The following is an 18,635-nucleotide window of genomic DNA, read 5'->3' as shown; positions in this document are numbered from 1 at the left end:
TCATCGCATCAGAGCTGATCGCGGTTCAAGCGGCCAGTGATATTGTAGCCGCGCTGGAGACTTCAGAATTCCACGGCCATCGCTTGCGTCTCCGCATCGGAATAGCGACTGGTCCGGTTGCTGCGGGAACCGTGGTAAGCGATGAGCGGCTATCGTTCACTTCCCATGGCGACACCGTGAACCTCTCCCAACGACTGGAAAGCTTGAACAAGGAGGTTGGGACAACTTGTCACCTGAGCAAAGCAACCTACGATGCCGTCCAGCACGACATAGAAGGTATTCGAGCCCTCGGCGCTTACTCGCTTCGAACGAGCAATCGGAGGTTGAGGTATTTTTGCACTCGCCTGAACAACCCGGTTGGGAATGTGGCATGTGAGAACTTAGATAGAGCCGGATGGCCTTCCGTTACGGCGGAATAATCGTAAATTGGGCTACGTTTGGGCGGGTGTGTCAGGCCAAATTGCTCAGTCGTTCCAACCGGGTATTGGACGGACTGAAGCTAAAAAAAGATAACGAAATGAATAAGATAGACCGAAGAATTGCCGCAGCGCCCATGATGGATGGGACAGATAGATAAATAAAACCAGCCAGTTACGAGATGTTGTGTGCAAAAATCGCACACGAAAGTTCTGCTTCTCTTCTTTTTTCGTTCCCACGACGGAGCGGCCGAGAGCCCTATTCGGACGCTCTTCTGTCGACAATGTTGACCAGTGCGGATGTTCGCCGGAATATCCGTGAACCTCATCATCCGCCGCGGCGTCCAGATTGCCTGGGGTTTCTGGAAGCTTTTCGGACTTTCTGCTTCGCGCCTCAGCCCGAATTGCGGGTACTTTCGTACGGTGCGCATTCTCTCATTTGCGTCGCGATTGCGCGTGTCCAAAGGCCCGACTCCCGCCCGGCAGCGCTAGGCTGAATCGACATTCATCGCATCCAGATCATTGCAGCGGCGAGGTGAATGAAGGCGAGGAAGTGGCTGGCGCGTCGATCATAGCGGGTTGCGAAGCGTCGGAAGTGCTTGAGCTTGTTGAAGCATCGCTCGATGCGGTTGCGGCATCGGTAGACAAGCGGATCATGGGGGATCGGTTCTGATCTGGAGCGGGTGGAGGGGATGACCGCCTTGGCGCCGATGTCCGCGATGAAGCTGCGCAAGGCATTGGAATCATATGCTCGGTCGGCAAGAACGGCCTCAGCGGTATAGCCTTGCAGCAGTATCGGCGCTGCCAGGATGTCGTGGCTCTGGCCGGCAGCGAGCAGGAACCTCAGCGGCCGGCCGAAGCTATCGGCGAGCATGTGGATCTTGGTGGTCAGTCCACCTCGGGAACGCCCCAGAGCCTGATTCTGGCCCCCCTTTTCCGGTCGCTGCCTGCTGGTGGGCGCGGACCAGGGTGCTGTCGAGCATCAGATATTGGTTGTCCCGGTCCTTGGTGAGGTCGTCGAAGACCCGCTCCCACACCTTCGCCTTGGGCCAGCGCGAGAAGCGCTTGTGCAGCGTCTTCCACTTGCCGTAGCGCTCCGGCAGGTCATGCCAATGTGCGCCCGACCGAAGCACCCACAGCACGCCATTGACGAAAAGCCGGTTGTCCGAGCCAGTCCGTCCCGGATCACCTACCTTGCCCGGTAGCAGCGCCGCGATCCGACGCCACTGCGCGTCGCTCAGTTCATACCGTTTCGCTGCCATCCATCAGGTCTCCGCCAAATCGCGGATACCTATGAATCACGCATCCCTGCCAATGGGAATCCTGAATGTCGATTGGTCCTAGTCTAGCATATGTTCGATCCGCGCTTTGAAGTTTGAGTGCTGAGGAAGCGGCCATCGACGCCACTGTCGAACACCACGACGCGAACGTCGGCGAAGGTTTCGATCAGATGAGTCAATTTTTGGACCATCTGTACCCGTTTCAGTGTCGTCAGCTGCATTGTCTCTCAGTCCTCGGTGCGAGCAGACTGGCGGTCGCGGTTACTGGGGGGCCGCAACAAGGCCCGATAAGCTGAACTGAAAAGCGGCGCCTTGTCCCGTGGCGCCGTTAGCCCACAGATGGCCGCCATGATTCTCAATAATGGACCGGCTGATGCGGAGCCCCATGCCGGTGCCGTGGGGTTTTGTCGTAAAGAACGGATCGAATATCTCTTCCGCGAGATGCGTCGGAAACCCTATGCCGGTATCACTCACGGATACCAGAATCTGGTCGTCTCCAGCTCGTTGTGATTTGATGACTACCTCGCGTATTCCATCCACGTCCTTCATCGCTTCGATGCTGTTGACGATCAGATTCATAGCGACCTGCTGCAACAGCACGCGATCTCCAATGATCGGAGGAAGATCAGCCGCTAATTCCGTCCGAGCCGATATGTTGTATCGCGCTGCCTCGTCGCGCAGGAGGCCGACGGTTTCTCGAATCATCTCGTTCAGATCGAGAATTTCTCGATTCCCGGTGCCCTTCTCGAATTGCAAGCGGACCCTCGCTAGAATCTCGGCGGCACGTTGTCCGTCTCTCACAATTCTGTCGACAGCCTCGTGCACTTCATTGAGGTCAGGCTTAGCTCGTCCGAGCTTTCGAAGGATGACGTTGCCGTTGATGATAACACCACTGATCGGCTGGCTGATTTCATGAGCCAGGGATGCCGCTAACTCTCCCATGGTTGTCGCCCGATTGATGCGCGCGAGATCTCCCTGCGCTTGGCGCAACGCTTCTTCAGCGCGCTTTTGATCGTCGATGTCGGTCGTCGTACCGACAAATTTGAGAACCTTTCCTTCCGCATCGCGCAAGACAACGGCTTGCTGGAGATGCCAACGATAGGTTTTGTCTTGGGCGCGGAGAGACCGAGTTTCGAACGCAAAACCCTGTCCCGAATGCACACCGTCCCAAAAGCTCTTCGTCGCCATCTCCCGATCGTCAGGGTGCACGGCGGCGATCCAGGCGTCAGGATGCGATCGGACCAAATCAGGTGTTTGGCCAGTGAATTCGAGCCAAACTTGATTTACGAAGTCCGGTGTCCCATCAGGCTTAAGGGTCCAAGCGGATACAGGAAGATGCTGCAGCAGCCCGACCTGGAGTTGCAGGTCAGTATAAAGGACCGCATTCTCCAGCGAAATTGCTGCTTGCGAAGCCAGCAACTGCAGTACCGCAACGCGGTCCAATGTGAAGGCACCCGGAATCAAGTCATTCTCCAGATAAAGGGCGCCGACAAGCTTCGTCTGCTTTACAATTGGGAGGCAGAGGATGGATTTGGATCGGTTCTGCCGTACGTATTCGTCGTTTGAATATGTGTTATCGGCTGAAGCATCGTCGAGGAGCATGCGTTCCTGACTCCGGATCACATACTGTAGTGCCGTTTGCGGGAGATCGGTGGGCGTGACGGCTGCCTGCCGGACCGCGACTTCGATTTTGCCTGCTTCAGTGGTAGCTTCCGCTTCGATCCGAGGCTCACCGCCCTCAACCAAAATAAGCAAACCCCGCTCAGCCCCGGCATGCTCAACCGCTAATCGTACGAGTTTGTCGATCAGCTCGGGAAGCACCATGTCACTCGAAATCGCCTGCGACGCTCTCACCACTGTCTCGACGTCGAGCTCAATAACTGGTGCGAAGGTGGTTGAAGAGGCGGGCGTTCGGTCCTCGCGCAGCCGCGGGTAGCGTTGGTCTAGTTGCCGTACCTTTCCGTGGGCCTCCCAGCGATCGTAGCAGTTGCGCGCGTTGCGCAGATGGGCGTAGCCAGCCGTTTCGAGACCGCGTGCCAAGCAATATTGCGCGGCCAGTTCGTGGGCGACGCCCTCGTTTTGTACAAAGCCATTCTCTCGCGCCGAATGGATGGCATGCTCATACAGACGCATTGCATCCAAGTCCCGTTGTTCGATCCTGGCGATCTCAGCCGAAACCAACGCGTGCTTGTCGGCGAAAGTCGGCATGTAAATTTCGGCCCACTCGCGCAGTTGCTCCTGGTGAACTCCCAAGAGTTCTCGCGATGCCTTCTGCTGATCTGTTCCCACCCTCTCATAGAGTGCCGATACCGTTAATGCCGTGTAGTAGAAGTAATCTAGTTGCTGGATGAGACCGTCAGTCACTGCAAGTAGGGGCTTCGCGTTGTCGGCCGCCGCCAGTGCCTCGAAATAGTTGCCCGACAGGAATTGCGCCTTCAGCTTGAGAATCCAATACCAGGAGATCGCCATAGGGGCGGCGACCTGGGCCTCGAACGCTTTCTCATCGAACTGCGCATCGCTGAAGGTGGAAAAGGTTGATGTCCGCCCCTGCATTGTCGCGATAAAACGTTGCTGGCTAACGACAATGTCTGCGATGTCGGCGTATTGAGCTCGCTTGGCGAAGTCCAGTGCTATATCTGATTCATGCCTGACTGAGTCGAGTGGATCGTTCCGTGTGAGAAGGAACGAGACATGCATAAACATCGCGTGGCAACCATAGACCGTATCACCAGCCTCAATTGCTGTGCGTATGGCCTTTCGAACCAAATCAATTGCGACGACGATAGGCTGCGCCCAGCCAGCAACCGATGCAGCAACGGTGTAAACTCTCGCCAGACTTGCGATGAAGCCATGCTTCGCGACTAGATCGCATGCAAGCTTGGCAAACGGATAAGCGTCACTGTACCGCCGAAAGGCCCCTTGGAGTAAGAATCCCCAAGTGACATAGCCGTGAGCGGAGGAGCTGCTCACCCCATGCCGAAGACCGATTTTCACCATGCGGCATATCAGGATGGAAAACAGACGAGTATCGACGAAGTAGGCCGGACCGACTATCTCAGACAACACCAGCATGGCGCTCTGCAGTACCGGGTCGCTCATCAACGGCAGATCGATCAAGCTCTCGATCGAACGTCCATCGAGAATTTCCCAGACGGTTTCGTATTCGGCCTGGACTTGTTCCTGGGTGGGATGAGCCTCCATGTCGATGCCGAGCCGGCGGACGCATGTGATCGCTGTAGCTACAGCATCGTGGTATTCCGACTTCAGACTGTGGACCCGAATCTTCAGATGGTAGACAGTGGATTCGTCGACTTTGGAGGCGACACGCTGTAATATCTGATCGATCAGTTGGATTGCTGTATCGAGTGAACCGGTCAGATACTCGCATTCGGCGCGTTCGAGCCACAGGCCAAACGTCAGTTCGTACTCGTTCTTCCAGTCCCGCTCGTCCAGCAGCGATGTGCCGGCCGAAAAATACTCGCGCGCAGAAACATAGGCCGCAGAAGCTTTGGCCTTTCGGCCGGCTCTCAGGTTGATTGCAGCTACACGTACTTTCTCGTCGTGATCGGTCAGTAATGCTGCGCCTCGGTTGAGTTGGTTGGCGATATCGAACAAATGCTCGCCAGCCTCCTTCTCCATCAAGCTCGACAGCAGCAACCGTCCAATCCGAAGGTGCTCAACCGGACGCTCACTTTCGGGGATAAGCGCATATGACGCTTCCTGAATCCGATCGTGTGGGAAGGAGTAATATCGCTCCATGCGAAAGAGCAGCCCGTTGCGGGCTGCGTCTAGAAATCCAGTGTGGATGTCCTCTTCGGATTGTCCGAAGGCTATGCTCAGGGTCGCGATCTCCGCCATGTTACCCAAAGAGGCGAGCCGCTGGAGAGCGACCTGAGTTGTGTCGGACAGTCTTTGAAGTTTCCCCACCATCAGATCCACCACGTTGTCGGAGTAGCCTTTGGCACGAATTCGGTCCAGGTCCCAAACCCAGCCAGAGATATCCCGGTCGAACCGAAGCAAACTCTCCTCGGCTAGCGTCATCAGAAACTGGATCGTAAAGAACGGATTGCCACCGGTTTTATCGTGGACCAGTTTCGCCAGGGAGTTAGCAGCCTTCTCATCGCAGCGCAGGGAATTGAAAACCAACCGACGGACATCTTCAGGCCCGAGTGGCGCAAGCACAATTTCCTGCGCCTTTGCTCCGGCATCGCGGATCGCAGTAAGCGTCCGCATCAGTGGGTGAGAAGGACTAACTTCGTTGTCGCGGTACGCCCCAATCAGTAGCAAATGCCGCAAGTCCGGATCCGTGACCAGGCGCTCGATTAGGTCCAGAGTTGCCGAATCCAACCATTGCAGATCGTCCAAAAACAATGCGAGCGGATGCTCCGGCCGAGCAAAGGCGCCGACGAAACGCTGGAACACTAGTTGGAAACGACCCCGCGCCTCCTCCGGGGGCAGTTCCGCCACGAGTGGCTGTTTGCCAATGACGAACTCGAGTTCGGGGATTAGGTTGACGATCAGTTGTCCATTCGGTCTAAGCGCCTCCATAAGGGCGTGCCGCCAATAGTCCACCTCGGCCTCGCTCTTGACCAAGATCTGACGCACCAACATCTGAAACGCCTGTGCAAGCGTCGTATAAGGTACGTCCCGTTTGTACTGGTCAAACTTGCCTGCAGCGAAAAGCCCGCGCGGGGGAATCAGCACTTTGTTGAGCTCGTTCACTACCGAAGATTTGCCGACGCCAGAATACCCGGATACCAGCACCAGCTCGGCGGTTCCATGAACTACCACCCGTTCGAACGCCGAGAGCAGAGTCTCGACCTCTCGCTCCCTTCCATACAGTCGCTCCGATATGACGAGTCGGTCCGATGGATCGTCTGTACCCAACAGAAATGATCCGATAAGACGATCCGAGTGCCATTCCGACTGGCATCGCCGCAGATCGGATTCCAGACCAGCGGCGGTCTGGTAACGTTCTTCGGGATCCTTTGCGAGGAGCTTCATGACAAGGTCAGACAGCACCTCGGGGACGGCGCTACGGTCTATCGGCGCCACGGGTCGACGTGCGATATGGCAGTGCACCCATTCCAGCGGGTCCGAGGCCGTAAACGGGAGCGCGCCCGTCAATATTTGATACAAGGTAACGCCCAAAGAATACAGATCGCTCCGGGTATCAATCGAACGGTTCATGCGCCCGGTTTGTTCAGGGGACATGTAGGCGAATGTGCCGGCAATAATCTCAGGTGCCGCAGCCGTCACGCGCTCGCTGGGGAGGCGTGACGCGATGCCAAAGCCCGTGAGCCACGCCCGGCCGGAGACGTCGACAAGTACGTTTGCAGGCTTGACATCCTTGTGGATGAAACCTTGTTGGTGGGCTTTTCCAAGCGCCGCCGCCAATCCGATAGATATGCGCAGGAAATCGGGCGGATCGATCGGCTGTGCCTTTCGCTGCTCAATTTCTCGATCTAGCGGTTCACCTCCTGGATCTTTCAGAATGAGTACCATGCGCCCTCGATGACGAGTCAGCGCTAACGGCTGAGCGGCCCATGCCGAATCGAGGCCGGTCGCTAGCGAGTATTCGTGTTCGAGTCGGCGAAGACTTTGAGGCGATGGCTGTTCGGCAGAGGTCGCCACCACGAGGATCGGCGTCCGACGGCCCCGCGCCGTGCCGCGGTAGAGCGTAAACTCCGCCCGCTCGCGGAGCGGCTCCAGTTCGTACTCGGGAGCGATAGCCATTCAAAATATCCCCACGTTCGCCGACACAGACGTGCCGTGCAACGTGACCGGAGGGAATTCCGCCATTGGTATCGGGTCCCATGAGAGACGGCGGTGTGGCTATCCCGCCGCCAGCCTGTCGCTAACACCTAAATCATTTCAAGCGCTTCATCCAGTTTGCAGTGTAGGCCGGCGCCGATCCTGAGGGCATTGAGCTCACTCTAAAATGTCTCTCCACGCCGATCGAGGTACATGCTCTGCATCGGCAGACGTAACCAGGTCGCACTGCGGACGAAGAATCGCTGAAGGTGACCAACAAGCTCGTGCCGATTCTGGAGACGCGTCAGCGCCGCCTCCACTAAGACCTACTGGCGGCCTATCGCAGCTACCCAGGCGATATTCAGTTCTGGAAATTCTGCAGCGTACGTTGCTCATACTTCAGACCGCTTCCGGCGCTTGTGGCGCGTCATCGTTCTGCGTTCGCCGCATCCTCGATGAGCGCAGCCACCTCCCCAGGATGGGAGACCATAACCAAATGGGAAGCGCCTGGGACGATCACGGTCTTCCGCGCATGGGCACGTTCAGCCATGAAAGCCATCGCGACCGGCGGAATGTTGCGATCTGCAGCGCCGTAAATCGACCAGGACGGTATGGTTTTCCAGGCCGCACGAACTGCCCGGTCGGCCAGGGCGGCCTGATTCACTGGGCGCTGCGCCGCACCCATCAGCCGCGCGTCCACCTCGGGGACGTCGGCGGCGAACTGCGCAGGAAATTTGTCCTGTTGAATGTACAGATCCTGCTCACCGTTTGCCAGATTGACTGGGGGGGCGAGGGTAGGCCCGAGCGTACTTCCCGGAAATCTACCAGTCAGTTCGAGACTGCTCTCACCAACGTCGGGCTCGAAGGCAGCAACATAGACGAGTGCCTTCACATTAGGTAACTGGTCCGCGATGGCGGAGATCACCGCCCCAGCGTATGAGTGACCGACAAGAACGACCGGTCCCTTTACCGAACCAACGACGCTTGCGACATGAGCCGCGTCACCAGAGACGCTTCGCAAAGGATTGGCCGCCGCGATGACTGGGAATCCGTCTTGGATCAGATCCGCCATCACGCCGCTCCAACTGGCGGACTCCGCGAATGCGCCGTGAACCAAGACAATGGTGGGCTTCGGCTCGCCGGCGAGGACGACGTTGGCACTTGCCAGACAAAATGCCCCAAGGATCGAACCGATATTGATGAAGCTGCGCATGACCCAACCTTTCTGATAAATGCCCTGCCATCAGAACCGCTCGGTGACCCCAAGTCTATCGCACCAAGGTGTCGCCCGACACCTTGGTGTTGCTGTGTCCACCTTGAAACGGCGCGATTCACGGTCGGACTCGAGCCGCGAGCCCTTCGCCGCACTTGGTCCCATCATCGAGACACGCGGACCTGACTTGATACAAATGTGCAACTGCCGACCGCACGATTGACGGCTTAGGGACATGTCCCGACCCCAATCTCCGTACAGTCCGAAGAAATCCTTGAGTACGAGGTCAGCGAAAACGCGCTGCACCCTCGGGCGGGGCGGTAAGTCGACGGACTGCCTTCGTTCGTGGGTGTACGGCCAGCGCTAGGCCGTCATTTCCGTGTGACGTCGGAAGCGGCGTCGTCATAATCAAGCCCCTACGACTTCCCAACAGTCATTTGCCGCTCCATTCCCACTTCAGCTTCGAGGCTCTCGATGTCGCGGAAGATCGATGCAACGGCCACCGTAAGGCCTGCGCGCTTGAAGCGCAGCAGGCAGTCTCTTGCACCAATGTCCCCATCAACCTTGAGCTCGTCCCATCGCTCGGCATGACCTACGTAGTTGATCGGGACGTCGTAATGCTGACTCCAAAAGAACGGCACTGCGACGAATTTCTCGCTATGGCCGAGCATATTGAGTGCTGCAGTTTGCCCTTGTCTCTCTGCCACCACCCAATGCTCGACACGAATATTCTCGCCACTATGCGGATCTGGCCACCGCGCAATGTCGCCTGCCGCGAAGATCCCATGTGCGCTCGTCTCCAGAAAAGCATTTACTGCGACACCGCGATCGATGTTGAGCCCGGCCTTTTCGGCGAGCCCGATCCGGGGTCGCACGCCGATGCCGGCGACGAAGAAATCCGCCTCAAGCGTATTTCCGCTGTTGAGTTTCAGCTTCTTGCCGTCGATGCTGATCGCGGTGTCCTCGAGATGGAATACGACACCATTCTCCTCGTGAAGAGCGCGGATGAAGTCGCCCATTTGCGAACCAAGAATCCGTTCCATAGGGCGTTTATCCGGCGCCACGACATGAATTTCAATCCCGCGCGAGCGTAGAGCCGAGGCAACTTCCAGGCCAATGAAACTGGCGCCGAGCACGACAGCGCGGCGCGCGCTCGATGCGTCCTCGATGATGGCCTTGCAATCTGCGAACGAGCGCAGCGTGTGAACGTGTGGCTGGTCAGCGCCGGTTATGCCCAGGCGAACCGGCTCGGCTCCGGTCGCAAGCAGTAGCCTGTCGTAAGGTGTCCGGGTCCCGTCCGCGAGTACAAGCTCGCGAGAACGTGGGTCGATGCTGGCGGCGTCCGCATTGAGACGCAGGTCGATATCGTTCTTTGTGTAAAAGCTTTCGCCGCGAAGCGGAACCCAATCCTCCGCCACTTTGCCAGCCAGATAGTCCTTGGAAAGATTAGGTCGATCAACCGGCGGCGCGTCGTCGTTGCTGAGCATGACGATACTGCCTTGGTAGTGTTCGCGCCGCAGTTTTTCGGCTGCGGCGAAACCGGCAGCGCCGCCGCCGACAATGACGATCTTTCCGGGAGCCTGGCCGAAGCCACCTACGCGCTGCTTCGATCCCGTCCGTTCTTGTTTCTCTCTTACGAATATCCGATCACCGCGCAGCTCCACCGACCAGCACGCGAGTGGCTTGAAGGCAGGTGCGCGCAGAGCTTCGCCCGTGCGCAAATCGAAGCACGCGTGATGCCACGGGCACCGAACCGTGTTCTCAACCACAAGACCATCAACGAGGGGCCCGCCGTAGTGGGTGCATGTCGCCCCGACGGCGAAGACCTCAGTCCCGCGGCGGACCAACAACACCTGTTCATCGCCAGAATAGCCGACGAGCTTTCCGCCATCGGGAAGGTCGGATAAGGCGATGCTGCCATGGACCAGATCCGGCCCGTTCGGTTTGGTAAGATCTTCAGCCATCTTCTTCTCCCTTGCCGTTACAATATTGAAATTGCCTCCAGCATCACCTGCCTCCAACCCTTTGGCCAGACGGGCGGAGCTCACAGTCAGGGTCGCCTGCTTCAGTCCACCTCGGCAAACATGGGCGGTATCTTAGGGCCGCCATTGGGCTGGTCGTCCATGGCCAGCGGCCCTCTGCGTTGCGCAAGATGTGACCGGCACAGCCGCAGTCACTGCGGACGACAGGAACAAGTCCGCGCCGCTGCTCTGATTTGTCTACTCATCGCGAATCCTTTCGGAAGATCGGTATCACCGCCCCATTATCAATTCGCGCCTATCAGACCCGCGCTGCCCCGCAAAATCCATTGGACCCAGGTATCGCCGGTACCTTTGTTCCGGCGACGACGTGGGTACGCCGCCCTTGGCGCTGTCCTGCCGCGAGCGCCTCCGCATCAGCGTGGCGGAGCCTCGGCTCGCCGCGAGATCCGCTTGACGCCGGAACATACCAACGTATCGGCGATACCAACGTTCAATAGAGCCTACCGGTACTTACTGGCCTCATGGGCTGATGCTGTCTCGACGCGAGCAGCTTTGGTCAGGTTATGAGGAGGTACAGATGTCATCATTATCTTCAATGTCCACTCGCCGGGAAGTTCTCGCGGCCTCCGCCGCAGGGGCTATTGCGATAGCTACCTCGCCGGGTGTCGCCGGAGCGATTTCGACGAGTGGCGAAACTGCTGCCATTCGTCCATTCCGCGTCCAAGTTGCGGACGCGGATCTCGTCGACCTCAAGCACCGTCTCAAAGCCACGCGTTGGCCCGAGCGCGAGACGGTGAAAGATACCAGTCAGGGCGTTCGGCTCGCGACAATGCGGGCTCTCGCGCATTATTGGGAGACCGAATACGATTGGCGCAAATGCGAGACTTATCTGAACGGTCTGCCGCAGTTCGTTACCGAGATTGATGGGCTTGATATTCACTTCATTCACATTCGCTCGAAGCATGCGAACGCGCTGCCGATTGTCGTTACCCATGGATGGCCCGGCTCCATCATTGAGCAGTTGAAGATCATCGGTCCTCTGACAGATCCGACGGCCCATGGGGGTAGTGCTGCCGACGCCTTCGACCTGGTGATCCCCTCGCTCCCGGGGCATGGGTTTTCAGGAAAGCCGACGGCGCCTGGCTGGGATCCGATCCGGATCGCGCGGGCCTGGGGCGAGCTGATGATCCGCCTCGGGTACACGCGGTATGTAGCGCAGGGCGGCGATTGGGGGAATGCCGTTACCGAGCAGATGGCCCTCCAGATGCCGTCTGGTCTTGTCGGGATCCACACGAACATGCCAGCCACGTTGCCGGATCAAGTGTCGAGCGCGCTCGCAGCGGGTGGTTCTGCGCCCTCCGATCTGTCCGCCGACGAACGCTATGCTTGGGATCAACTCGACTTCTTTTGGAAGCATGGGCTGGCCTACGCGCAAGAGATGGCGAACCGACCGCAGACGCTGTACGCGCTGGCGGATTCACCTATTGGGCTGGCAGCGTGGATGCTTGACCACGATGCACGCAGCTACGCCCTGATCGCCCGCGTCTTTGACGGAAAGTCCGAAGGTCTGTCCAAGGAAGACGTCGTCGACAACATCGCGCTCTACTGGCTGACCAATACTGCGGTCTCATCGGCGCGCCTCTACTGGGAAAGCAAGCTGGCCTTCTTCGCGCCAAAAGGCGTGCCTCTCCCCACCGCAGTGAGTGCGTTCCCGGACGAGATCTACACGGCGCCGCGGAGTTGGACCGAGAAGGCATATCCCAAGCTGATCTACTACAATCGTCTCTCGAAAGGTGGTCACTTCGCGGCATGGGAACAGCCGCAGGTTTTCGCCAACGAGCTTCGGGCCGCCTTCGGGTCCCTGCGCAGCGCCTGATCCTGCCCGTGTAGGCCTGCCCCGCTCTTCGAATTTCAGGGCAGTTTGGCGCCGCGTCCGCTCCGTTTTCGTCGGGCGGGCGCAGCGCCTTTATGCGTGCAGGCTTGTTGTTGCGGACAGGTCTTGACCCACGGTCCGATCAGCCGAAGGTCAAGCGCGCGTTGATGGGGTAGCTTGTGCTTTCTGCATTGAAGGAAGTACGTGGGTCATGAGCTTGCTCCGGGCGCCCTTGGCATAGTGGGTCGCAAACGGGGCCGAGTTTCGCCGAGCCGATCCAAATTATCGTACCTCGGTTGCCCGGCTGGAACGTTTAGGAGCGATACATCATCCGTTGGATGGCAGCCCGCCCGCCGCGAGCGGAACAAGGGATTGGGCGGCTGATTGCGTCCGACATATGGGTGGACAATCTTCCAATCATTCCTGTTCGCGAAGCGTTTGAGCGCGAGTCTTTCCGTAAGGGTAGAACAGCTCCTTACGACCCGCCTGCCACGCGTTCCTGAGGTCCGGGGTGGTGATGTCCCAATCCGGCCGGCATTTCATCGTCACCGCACGCATGTCTTGTCGCAACTCTTCCACGGTGGGTCGCCCGAAGAACCAATACCCATTATAGATTTTGTAGACGACAAGTCCCGGTTCCATGACGATAACATGAGGGATCATCGGGTTGTGCGCGGGATCCGTGTACTCGGCAATATCAAGGTCCTGCTGTACAAGGCGCCGCGGGTCCGAGAGAAAAGGCCAGTGGGCACCTGCCCCGGAACGATATTCGTTCGTCTCCAGAAGATTGTCCGTTGTGATGGTGACGAGCCGGCAGTAACCCACTTCCATTTCACGATGGAGCTGGACCAGCCCTTCAGCCTGCCGCCGGTCCCTGGGACAATAACCACCCCTCCCGAGAACAAGGACCATAGGGTCGCCTCCCTGCAACTCGGAAAGTCTTCGCCGTGCAGCGGTGTGATCGGAAAGCTCATAGTCCGGAAAAATAGAACCAGGTACGATATTGGATCGCATGTTCATCCTCACTGACAAGTCATAAACGTCGAGCCACCAAGCTGTGGGCAAAGGAGATTACAAACGCGGAGGGAGATCAAATCCATTTATACAATGGTGTTGCCGATACCATTGAATGAGGTGGTGGTCGCAACATGGAAGCTTCTGGTTCGACACCATGTTCTTGGCGATCCCATCGTCCAACGGTGGCTGCCCGCGGTCAGCCACAGGATCCTTACTTGTCACCGCGTCAGCGCAGGGGGCTTTGGATGGATTCGAAGACACCGCAGGTTCGTCTTTTTCCACTATCACCGGCATGTCAGCGGTAAGCGCTGTCCTGTCGCCACCTTTCGCGCGTGGTCGTGAGCAGCGATGTTCGGAGCCTTTGAGGGCTTCGACACATGACGATTTCAGAGCTTACGCTTAAGTCCAGCGATCCTGAGCCGGCGCGACGTTTCGAAGTGTTCACGGGTTCCGGCCGACGGCGCGAATGGTTGCCGGAGGAGAAAGCGCGGATTGTGGCGGAAAGCTACGACGAGGGCGAGACCGTGAGCGCTGTGGCCCGGCGATATGCATTGTCCCCGCAGCAGCTGTTCGCCTGGCGCCGGTCCGCGCGGGTGCCGCTGGCGAATGCGCCGGCACCGGAGCCGTTGTTTGTTCCCGCAGTTGTCGCGGCACAGGAACCCGAACCGGCGGGGAAGCGCGCGAGATCGACACGGAAGCGGAAGGCCGCGCGAGAAGCCGGCGTGATCGAGCTGGAGATTGACGGTGTCGCCATGCGGGTCGGTCGTGGCGCCGACGCCAGGACGGTGGCGGCGGTGATCCGTGCGCTGAAGGCGCCGTCGTGATCGGGCGGACGGGTGTGGTCAAGGTGATGGTCGCGACGAAGCCGGTGGACTTCCGCAAGGGAGCCGAGGGCCTGGCGGCGCTGGTGCGCGAGACGATGGGCGCCGATCCGTTCTCTGGCGCGGTCTACGTCTTCAGGGCCAAGCGCGCCGACCGGGTCAAGCTGGTGTACTTCGACGGCACCGGCGTGTGCCTGCTGGCGAAGCGTCTGGAAGACGGGAAGTTCTGCTGGCCTGCCATCACCGATGGCGTGGTGAGGTTGTCGGCGGCGCAATTGCAGGCGCTCCTGGAAGGGTTGGATTGGCGGCGCGTGCATGACGCCCGCGAGACGCGCGCGCCGGTCGCGGCAAGTTGATTCCATGGGAGGCTAGAGGCGCTGGCAAAGCATTGGAATGCATGATTGAATCGGCCTTGTGAGCAACCCGGCCGAGCCTCAGAGCAACGATCCGATCGCGCTTCAGGCGATGCTCGCGGCGGAGCGCGCCGAGAACGAGCGGCTGCGCCAGATCATCAAGGAACTGCAGCGCCACCGCTTCGGCCGCAGAGCAGAGAGCCGCCGGTCGACCAGCTGCTGCTGGGCCTGGAAGAGGCCGAGCAGATCGAGGCTGAAGGCTTCGCCGCGGAGGACACCGCCGATACTGCCAAGCGCGAGGCTCGCGCCAGGAAGCGCCGCGCCAACCGTGGATCACTGCCCGCGCATCTGCCGCGTATCGAGCAGATCATCGACATTCCCGACAAGATCTGCCCGTGCTGCAAGGGAATGCTGCATGTCATGGGCGAGGATCGCTCCGAGCGCCTCGACATCGTGCCGGCCCAATTCCGCGTCATCGTCACGCGCCGACCGAAATACGCCTGCCGGAGCTGCGAGGAGGTCGTGGTGCAGGCACCGGCTCCGCCACGGCTTGTCGAGGGCGGCATCCCGACTGAGGCGACCGTCGCCCATGTGCTGGTCTCCAAGTACGCCGACCATCTTCCCCTGTATCGCCTGGCGCAAATCTACGCCCGCCAAGGCGTGAACCTGGATCGCTCGACGCTTGCCGATTGGGTCGGCAAGGCGGCTTTCCTGCTCCGCCCCATCCACGAGCGGTTGTTCGAGCGGCTGAAGGCCTCCGGGAAGCTCTTCGCCGACGAGACCACGGCGCCGGTGCTCGATCCCGGGCGCGGCCGCACCAAGACGGGCCAGCTGTTCGCTTATGCTCGCGACGATCGCCCCTGGGGCGGGATCGATCCGCCCGGCGTCGCCTATCTCTATGCGCCGGACCGAAAGGCCGAGCAGCCACTGCGGCATCTGCGCGACTTCGTCGGAATCCTCCAAGTCGACGGCTACGCCGGATACCGGGCGCTGGCCGAGCGTAATGCCGTCAGTCTGGCCTTCTGCTGGGCTCATGTCCGTCGCCGCTTCTACGAACTGGCCCAGTCCGGACCCGCGCCTATCGCGACAGAGGCGCTCCAGCGCATCGCCGAGCTCTACAAGATCGAGAGCGAGATACGAGACCGCTCGCCCGAAGAGCAGCGCACCGCGCGCCAGGAGAGAAGCCGACCCATCATCGACGCCCTCGAGCCGTGGCTGCGCGGGAAACTCGCGCTGGTCAGCCAGAAGAGCAAGCTCGCCGAAGCAATCCGCTACCCGCTCTCGCGCTGGGCCGGACTTGGTCGCTTCCTCGACGATGGCCGGGTCGAGATCGACTCCAACGTGGTCGAACGTTCGATAAGGCCAATCGCCCTCAATCGAAAGAATGCGCTCTTCGCCGGTTCCGACGGCGGTGGCGAGCACTGGGCGACCATCGCCTCGCTCATAGAAACCGCGAAGCTCAACGGCGTCGACCCGTACGCTTACCTCGCTGACGTCATCGCCCGCATCGTTGCCGGCCATCCACAAAGCCAGCTCGACGACCTGCTGCCCTGGGCCTACACCCCTGCGCCACTCAAGGCCGTGGCCTAAAAACAGCGGTTACTGTCAGCGAGCGACTTTCGGCAACCCGCCTCTGAAGGTAATGGAGCCGGAATTCGTTCGGGAATTCGGAGGTCGTGACAGCCTTGCAGGGTGATCCTCAGATCGTGTGATCATCGGCATTGCCATCGAGGGGGGTTCCTCTCGCACGCCGATTTTGTCGCCAGACCGGTCGGTCCAAATGGCTAAAAACCCCTCTGCATGTCGACACCGCTTGGCGTCGACACGCCGTTATTCTGGGAGGTCCGATCCTCCAGGAATTCGGGAATTGAAAAGCAAAAAGTTACGCCAAGCCCATCATTCGCCTCTGCCCAAATGCGGCCGCGATGGTTTTCGATAATTGAACGACTAACTGAAAGCCCTATTCCCATGCCCTCGGCTTTGGTGGTGTAAAAGGCTTCAAAAATTTGCTCGATGTCCTGAGCGCCGAAGCCAATACCGGCATCTCGCACGGAAAGCCGGATGTTACCGTCCTCGCCAAGCTCGGTCGCAATGAACACCCGCCTCGGACGATCATTGACGGTCATCACGGCGTCTATCGCGTTGCGCAGCAGGTTCATGATGACCTGTTGAAGCTGGACACGGTCGCCGGCCGCCATTGGGAGTCCGACTGAAAGTTCAGTACGAAGTGATACGCTGCTTCGTTCAAGCTCGCCCGAGGACAGTGCAATCACTTCGCGGATCGCCTCATTCAAATCCACGGGCTCCACCACGGCCGCTCGCTTGCTAAAGAGCGCGCGAAGTCGTGTTATCACGTCGGCCGCACGATTGCCGTCGCGGATGGTCCGACGCGCAGTTTGGCGAGCGCCATCTATATTGGGTGGGTCGTCGGCCAGCATTCGCAAACAGGTACTGGCATTGGCGATGATACCGGCGATCGGCTGGTTAACCTCGTGTGCGATCGACGCAGTCAGGGCGCCCAGGCTCATGATCCGCATAGCCAGTCCAAGTTCTGTTCGTACCTTCTCGAGCGCTTCTTCAGAGAGAAAGCGTTGTGTGATGTCGAGGATCGCGCCAATATACTCCATCCCACCATTCGAGTTCCGCATGCCATGCCCTATCAGGTGCAGATGTTTGACCGACAGGTCGGACGTAATGATCCGATAGCGGTATTCCAGGTCAGTCTCACCGCGTTCCGCCCGTTCAATCATATCCCCCAGTATCGTCATGTCCTCGGGATGGATGCGACCTGCGATCAGTTGGAACGTCACCTGCAGGTCGGGCAACAGATCAAAGATCTGATAGAGCTGCTCCGACCACACCATCTCTGCTTTCGCGACATCCCAGGAGAAACTCCCCATTCGGGCGAGATTCTGGCTCTCGGCTAGAAACGCCTCGCTACGCCGGAGCTCTTCTTCGGCGCGTTTGCGATCGTCGAGGTCTGTCATCAGGACGTACCATCGGACTATGCACCCATCGCTGGATCGAAGTGGCTGGCCTCGGAGCTGGAACCATCGGTAGACGCCGTCGAACCGTCGGAGCCGGGTTTCAAAATCGATCTCTCGACCAGTCCTGAGCGCTTGCGTGAGAGCGTCGATGTGGCGCCTCTGATCATCTGGATGGACCGTGCCGTTGGCCGCCCAGTTGGCAAATTCTTCCAGAGTCTGGCCGAGGTATTCAAGGAACTGATTGTTGAGACTTTCCGGTTCGCCGTCTGCATTGAAAATAGCCACCAGACCCGGAATTGTGTTCACGATGAGCCGCGATTGCCGCTCGCTCTCGGCCAGTGCCTGCTCGGCGCGTTTTCGATCATCGATCTCAACGTTCGTTCCATACCACCTGATGATGTTGCCGGCTTCGTCGCGCAATGTGTCGCCGAGAAACAGGAACCAACGATACTCGCCATCGAAACGTCGCATGCGCGCTTCGGTTTCACCTGGACTGCCTGACGCGAGAGATGCCGTCCAAAATCGCACGAGCTCGTCAAAGTCGTCTGGATGGATTGCAACCCGCCATCCCCATCCCTCCGCCTGCTCCATCGAGAGACCGGTGAAGTCAAGCCAGCGATCGTGAAGGAAGTCGCAGTACCCGTCCGGACGGGTAGACCATATAGCTGTCGGAATCGTGTTGATGATCTGTCTTAGGTTGCGCTCACTCTCGCGCAGTGCCTGGTCCGCTCGTTTGCGGTCCTCTATGTCGACATTCGTCCCGTACCATCTGATTATGGTACCCGCCTCATCTCGTAACGGGTTGGCGAGGAACAGGAACCATCGGTACTCTCCATCGGATCGACGGATGCGGGCTTCCGTTGAGACTGGTGTGCCGGATGCGAGGCACGATTGCCAATACTCAGCCAGACCGCTGGCGTCATCTGGATGAATCGCGGC

11 protein-coding genes and 1 pseudogene are annotated in these 18,635 nt (G+C 59.1%); 5 read left to right on the top strand and 7 right to left on the bottom strand.

Translation table 11 applies throughout. From position 1 onward, the window contains the following. Window positions 1–2: 2 nt before the first annotated feature. Window positions 3–419, top strand: a complete 417-nt coding sequence (locus tag LB577_RS33580) for an adenylate/guanylate cyclase domain-containing protein (RefSeq protein WP_411969364.1) — start codon at window positions 3–5, stop codon at window positions 417–419. 502 nt (window positions 420–921) lie between these two features. Here the strand turns inward: LB577_RS33580 and LB577_RS31330 are convergent. From LB577_RS31330 to LB577_RS31310, 5 genes are all read right to left on the bottom strand, one after another. After that, window positions 922–1,678 (bottom strand): IS5 family transposase gene (locus LB577_RS31330; protein WP_224690285.1). Its coding sequence is split into 2 segments (ribosomal slippage): window positions 922–1,342 and window positions 1,341–1,678, totalling 759 coding nucleotides; the frame shifts between segments, so codons are not numbered across the junction. An 83-nt stretch (window positions 1,679–1,761) separates the two neighbouring features. Continuing rightward, window positions 1,762–1,917 carry a hypothetical protein gene (locus LB577_RS31325; RefSeq protein ID WP_224690283.1) on the bottom strand — a complete coding sequence of 52 codons (156 nt, stop codon included), beginning with the start codon at window positions 1,915–1,917 and terminating at the stop codon, window positions 1,762–1,764. A 40-nt stretch (window positions 1,918–1,957) separates the two neighbouring features. Then, complete coding sequence (locus tag LB577_RS31320; RefSeq protein ID WP_224690282.1) at window positions 1,958–7,432, bottom strand: AAA family ATPase; 5,475 nt, start codon at window positions 7,430–7,432, stop codon at window positions 1,958–1,960. 445 nt (window positions 7,433–7,877) lie between these two features. Next, window positions 7,878–8,663 carry an alpha/beta fold hydrolase gene (locus tag LB577_RS31315; protein ID WP_224690281.1) on the bottom strand — a complete coding sequence of 262 codons (786 nt, stop codon included), beginning with the start codon at window positions 8,661–8,663 and terminating at the stop codon, window positions 7,878–7,880. Between the two features lie 416 nt (window positions 8,664–9,079). Further along, window positions 9,080–10,627 (bottom strand): FAD-dependent oxidoreductase, encoded by a 1,548-nt coding sequence (locus tag LB577_RS31310; RefSeq protein ID WP_224690280.1) that lies wholly within the window; start codon window positions 10,625–10,627, stop codon window positions 9,080–9,082. A gap of 595 nt (window positions 10,628–11,222) precedes the next feature. Here LB577_RS31310 and LB577_RS31305 point away from each other — a divergent pair. Continuing rightward, window positions 11,223–12,521, top strand: coding sequence for an epoxide hydrolase family protein (locus LB577_RS31305; protein WP_224690279.1), 1,299 nt, complete (start codon window positions 11,223–11,225; stop codon window positions 12,519–12,521). A 414-nt stretch (window positions 12,522–12,935) separates the two neighbouring features. Here the strand turns inward: LB577_RS31305 and LB577_RS31300 are convergent, their stop codons facing one another. Next, window positions 12,936–13,532: a redoxin domain-containing protein gene (locus LB577_RS31300; RefSeq protein ID WP_224690277.1), complete on the bottom strand. Its 597-nt coding sequence runs from the start codon at window positions 13,530–13,532 to the stop codon at window positions 12,936–12,938. A gap of 380 nt (window positions 13,533–13,912) precedes the next feature. Between LB577_RS31300 and tnpA the strand changes: the two genes are divergently transcribed. The 3 genes and pseudogenes from tnpA to tnpC all read left to right on the top strand — a co-directional run bounded on the left by tnpA (window position 13,913) and on the right by tnpC (window position 16,299). Next, complete coding sequence (gene tnpA / locus LB577_RS31295; protein ID WP_224690276.1) at window positions 13,913–14,359, top strand: IS66-like element accessory protein TnpA; 447 nt, start codon at window positions 13,913–13,915, stop codon at window positions 14,357–14,359. Window positions 14,360–14,385: 26 nt separating this feature from the next. Further along, complete coding sequence (gene tnpB / locus LB577_RS31290) at window positions 14,386–14,712, top strand: IS66 family insertion sequence element accessory protein TnpB (RefSeq protein WP_224690299.1); 327 nt, start codon at window positions 14,386–14,388, stop codon at window positions 14,710–14,712. A 109-nt stretch (window positions 14,713–14,821) separates the two neighbouring features. Then, a pseudogene (gene tnpC / locus LB577_RS31285) lies at window positions 14,822–16,299 on the top strand (IS66 family transposase). 194 nt (window positions 16,300–16,493) lie between these two features. Here tnpC and LB577_RS31280 read toward each other — a convergent pair. Continuing rightward, a partial coding sequence (locus tag LB577_RS31280; protein ID WP_224690274.1) for a PAS domain-containing protein occupies window positions 16,494–18,635 on the bottom strand: 2,142 nt, incomplete at its 5' end.

This window comes from Mesorhizobium sp. B283B1A (genome assembly GCF_020165735.1).
In the GTDB taxonomy this organism is placed as follows: domain Bacteria; phylum Pseudomonadota; class Alphaproteobacteria; order Rhizobiales; family Rhizobiaceae; genus Mesorhizobium; species Mesorhizobium opportunistum.
This window is presented reverse-complemented; position numbering and strand designations above follow the sequence as displayed.

Excerpts from the sequence above, each read along its gene's own strand:
- LB577_RS31300 (WP_224690277.1), bottom strand. The coding sequence starts at position 13,532 with ATGCGATCCAATATCGTACCTGGTTCTATTTTTCCGGACTATGAGCTT.
- LB577_RS31310 (WP_224690280.1), bottom strand. The coding sequence starts at position 10,627 with ATGGCTGAAGATCTTACCAAACCGAACGGGCCGGATCTGGTCCATGGC.
- LB577_RS31325 (WP_224690283.1), bottom strand. The coding sequence starts at position 1,917 with ATGCAGCTGACGACACTGAAACGGGTACAGATGGTCCAAAAATTGACT.
- tnpA (WP_224690276.1), top strand. The coding sequence starts at position 13,913 with ATGACGATTTCAGAGCTTACGCTTAAGTCCAGCGATCCTGAGCCGGCG.
- tnpB (WP_224690299.1), top strand. The coding sequence starts at position 14,386 with ATGGTCGCGACGAAGCCGGTGGACTTCCGCAAGGGAGCCGAGGGCCTG.
- LB577_RS31305 (WP_224690279.1), top strand. The coding sequence starts at position 11,223 with ATGTCATCATTATCTTCAATGTCCACTCGCCGGGAAGTTCTCGCGGCC.
- LB577_RS31320 (WP_224690282.1), bottom strand. The coding sequence starts at position 7,432 with ATGGCTATCGCTCCCGAGTACGAACTGGAGCCGCTCCGCGAGCGGGCG.
- LB577_RS31315 (WP_224690281.1), bottom strand. The coding sequence starts at position 8,663 with ATGCGCAGCTTCATCAATATCGGTTCGATCCTTGGGGCATTTTGTCTG.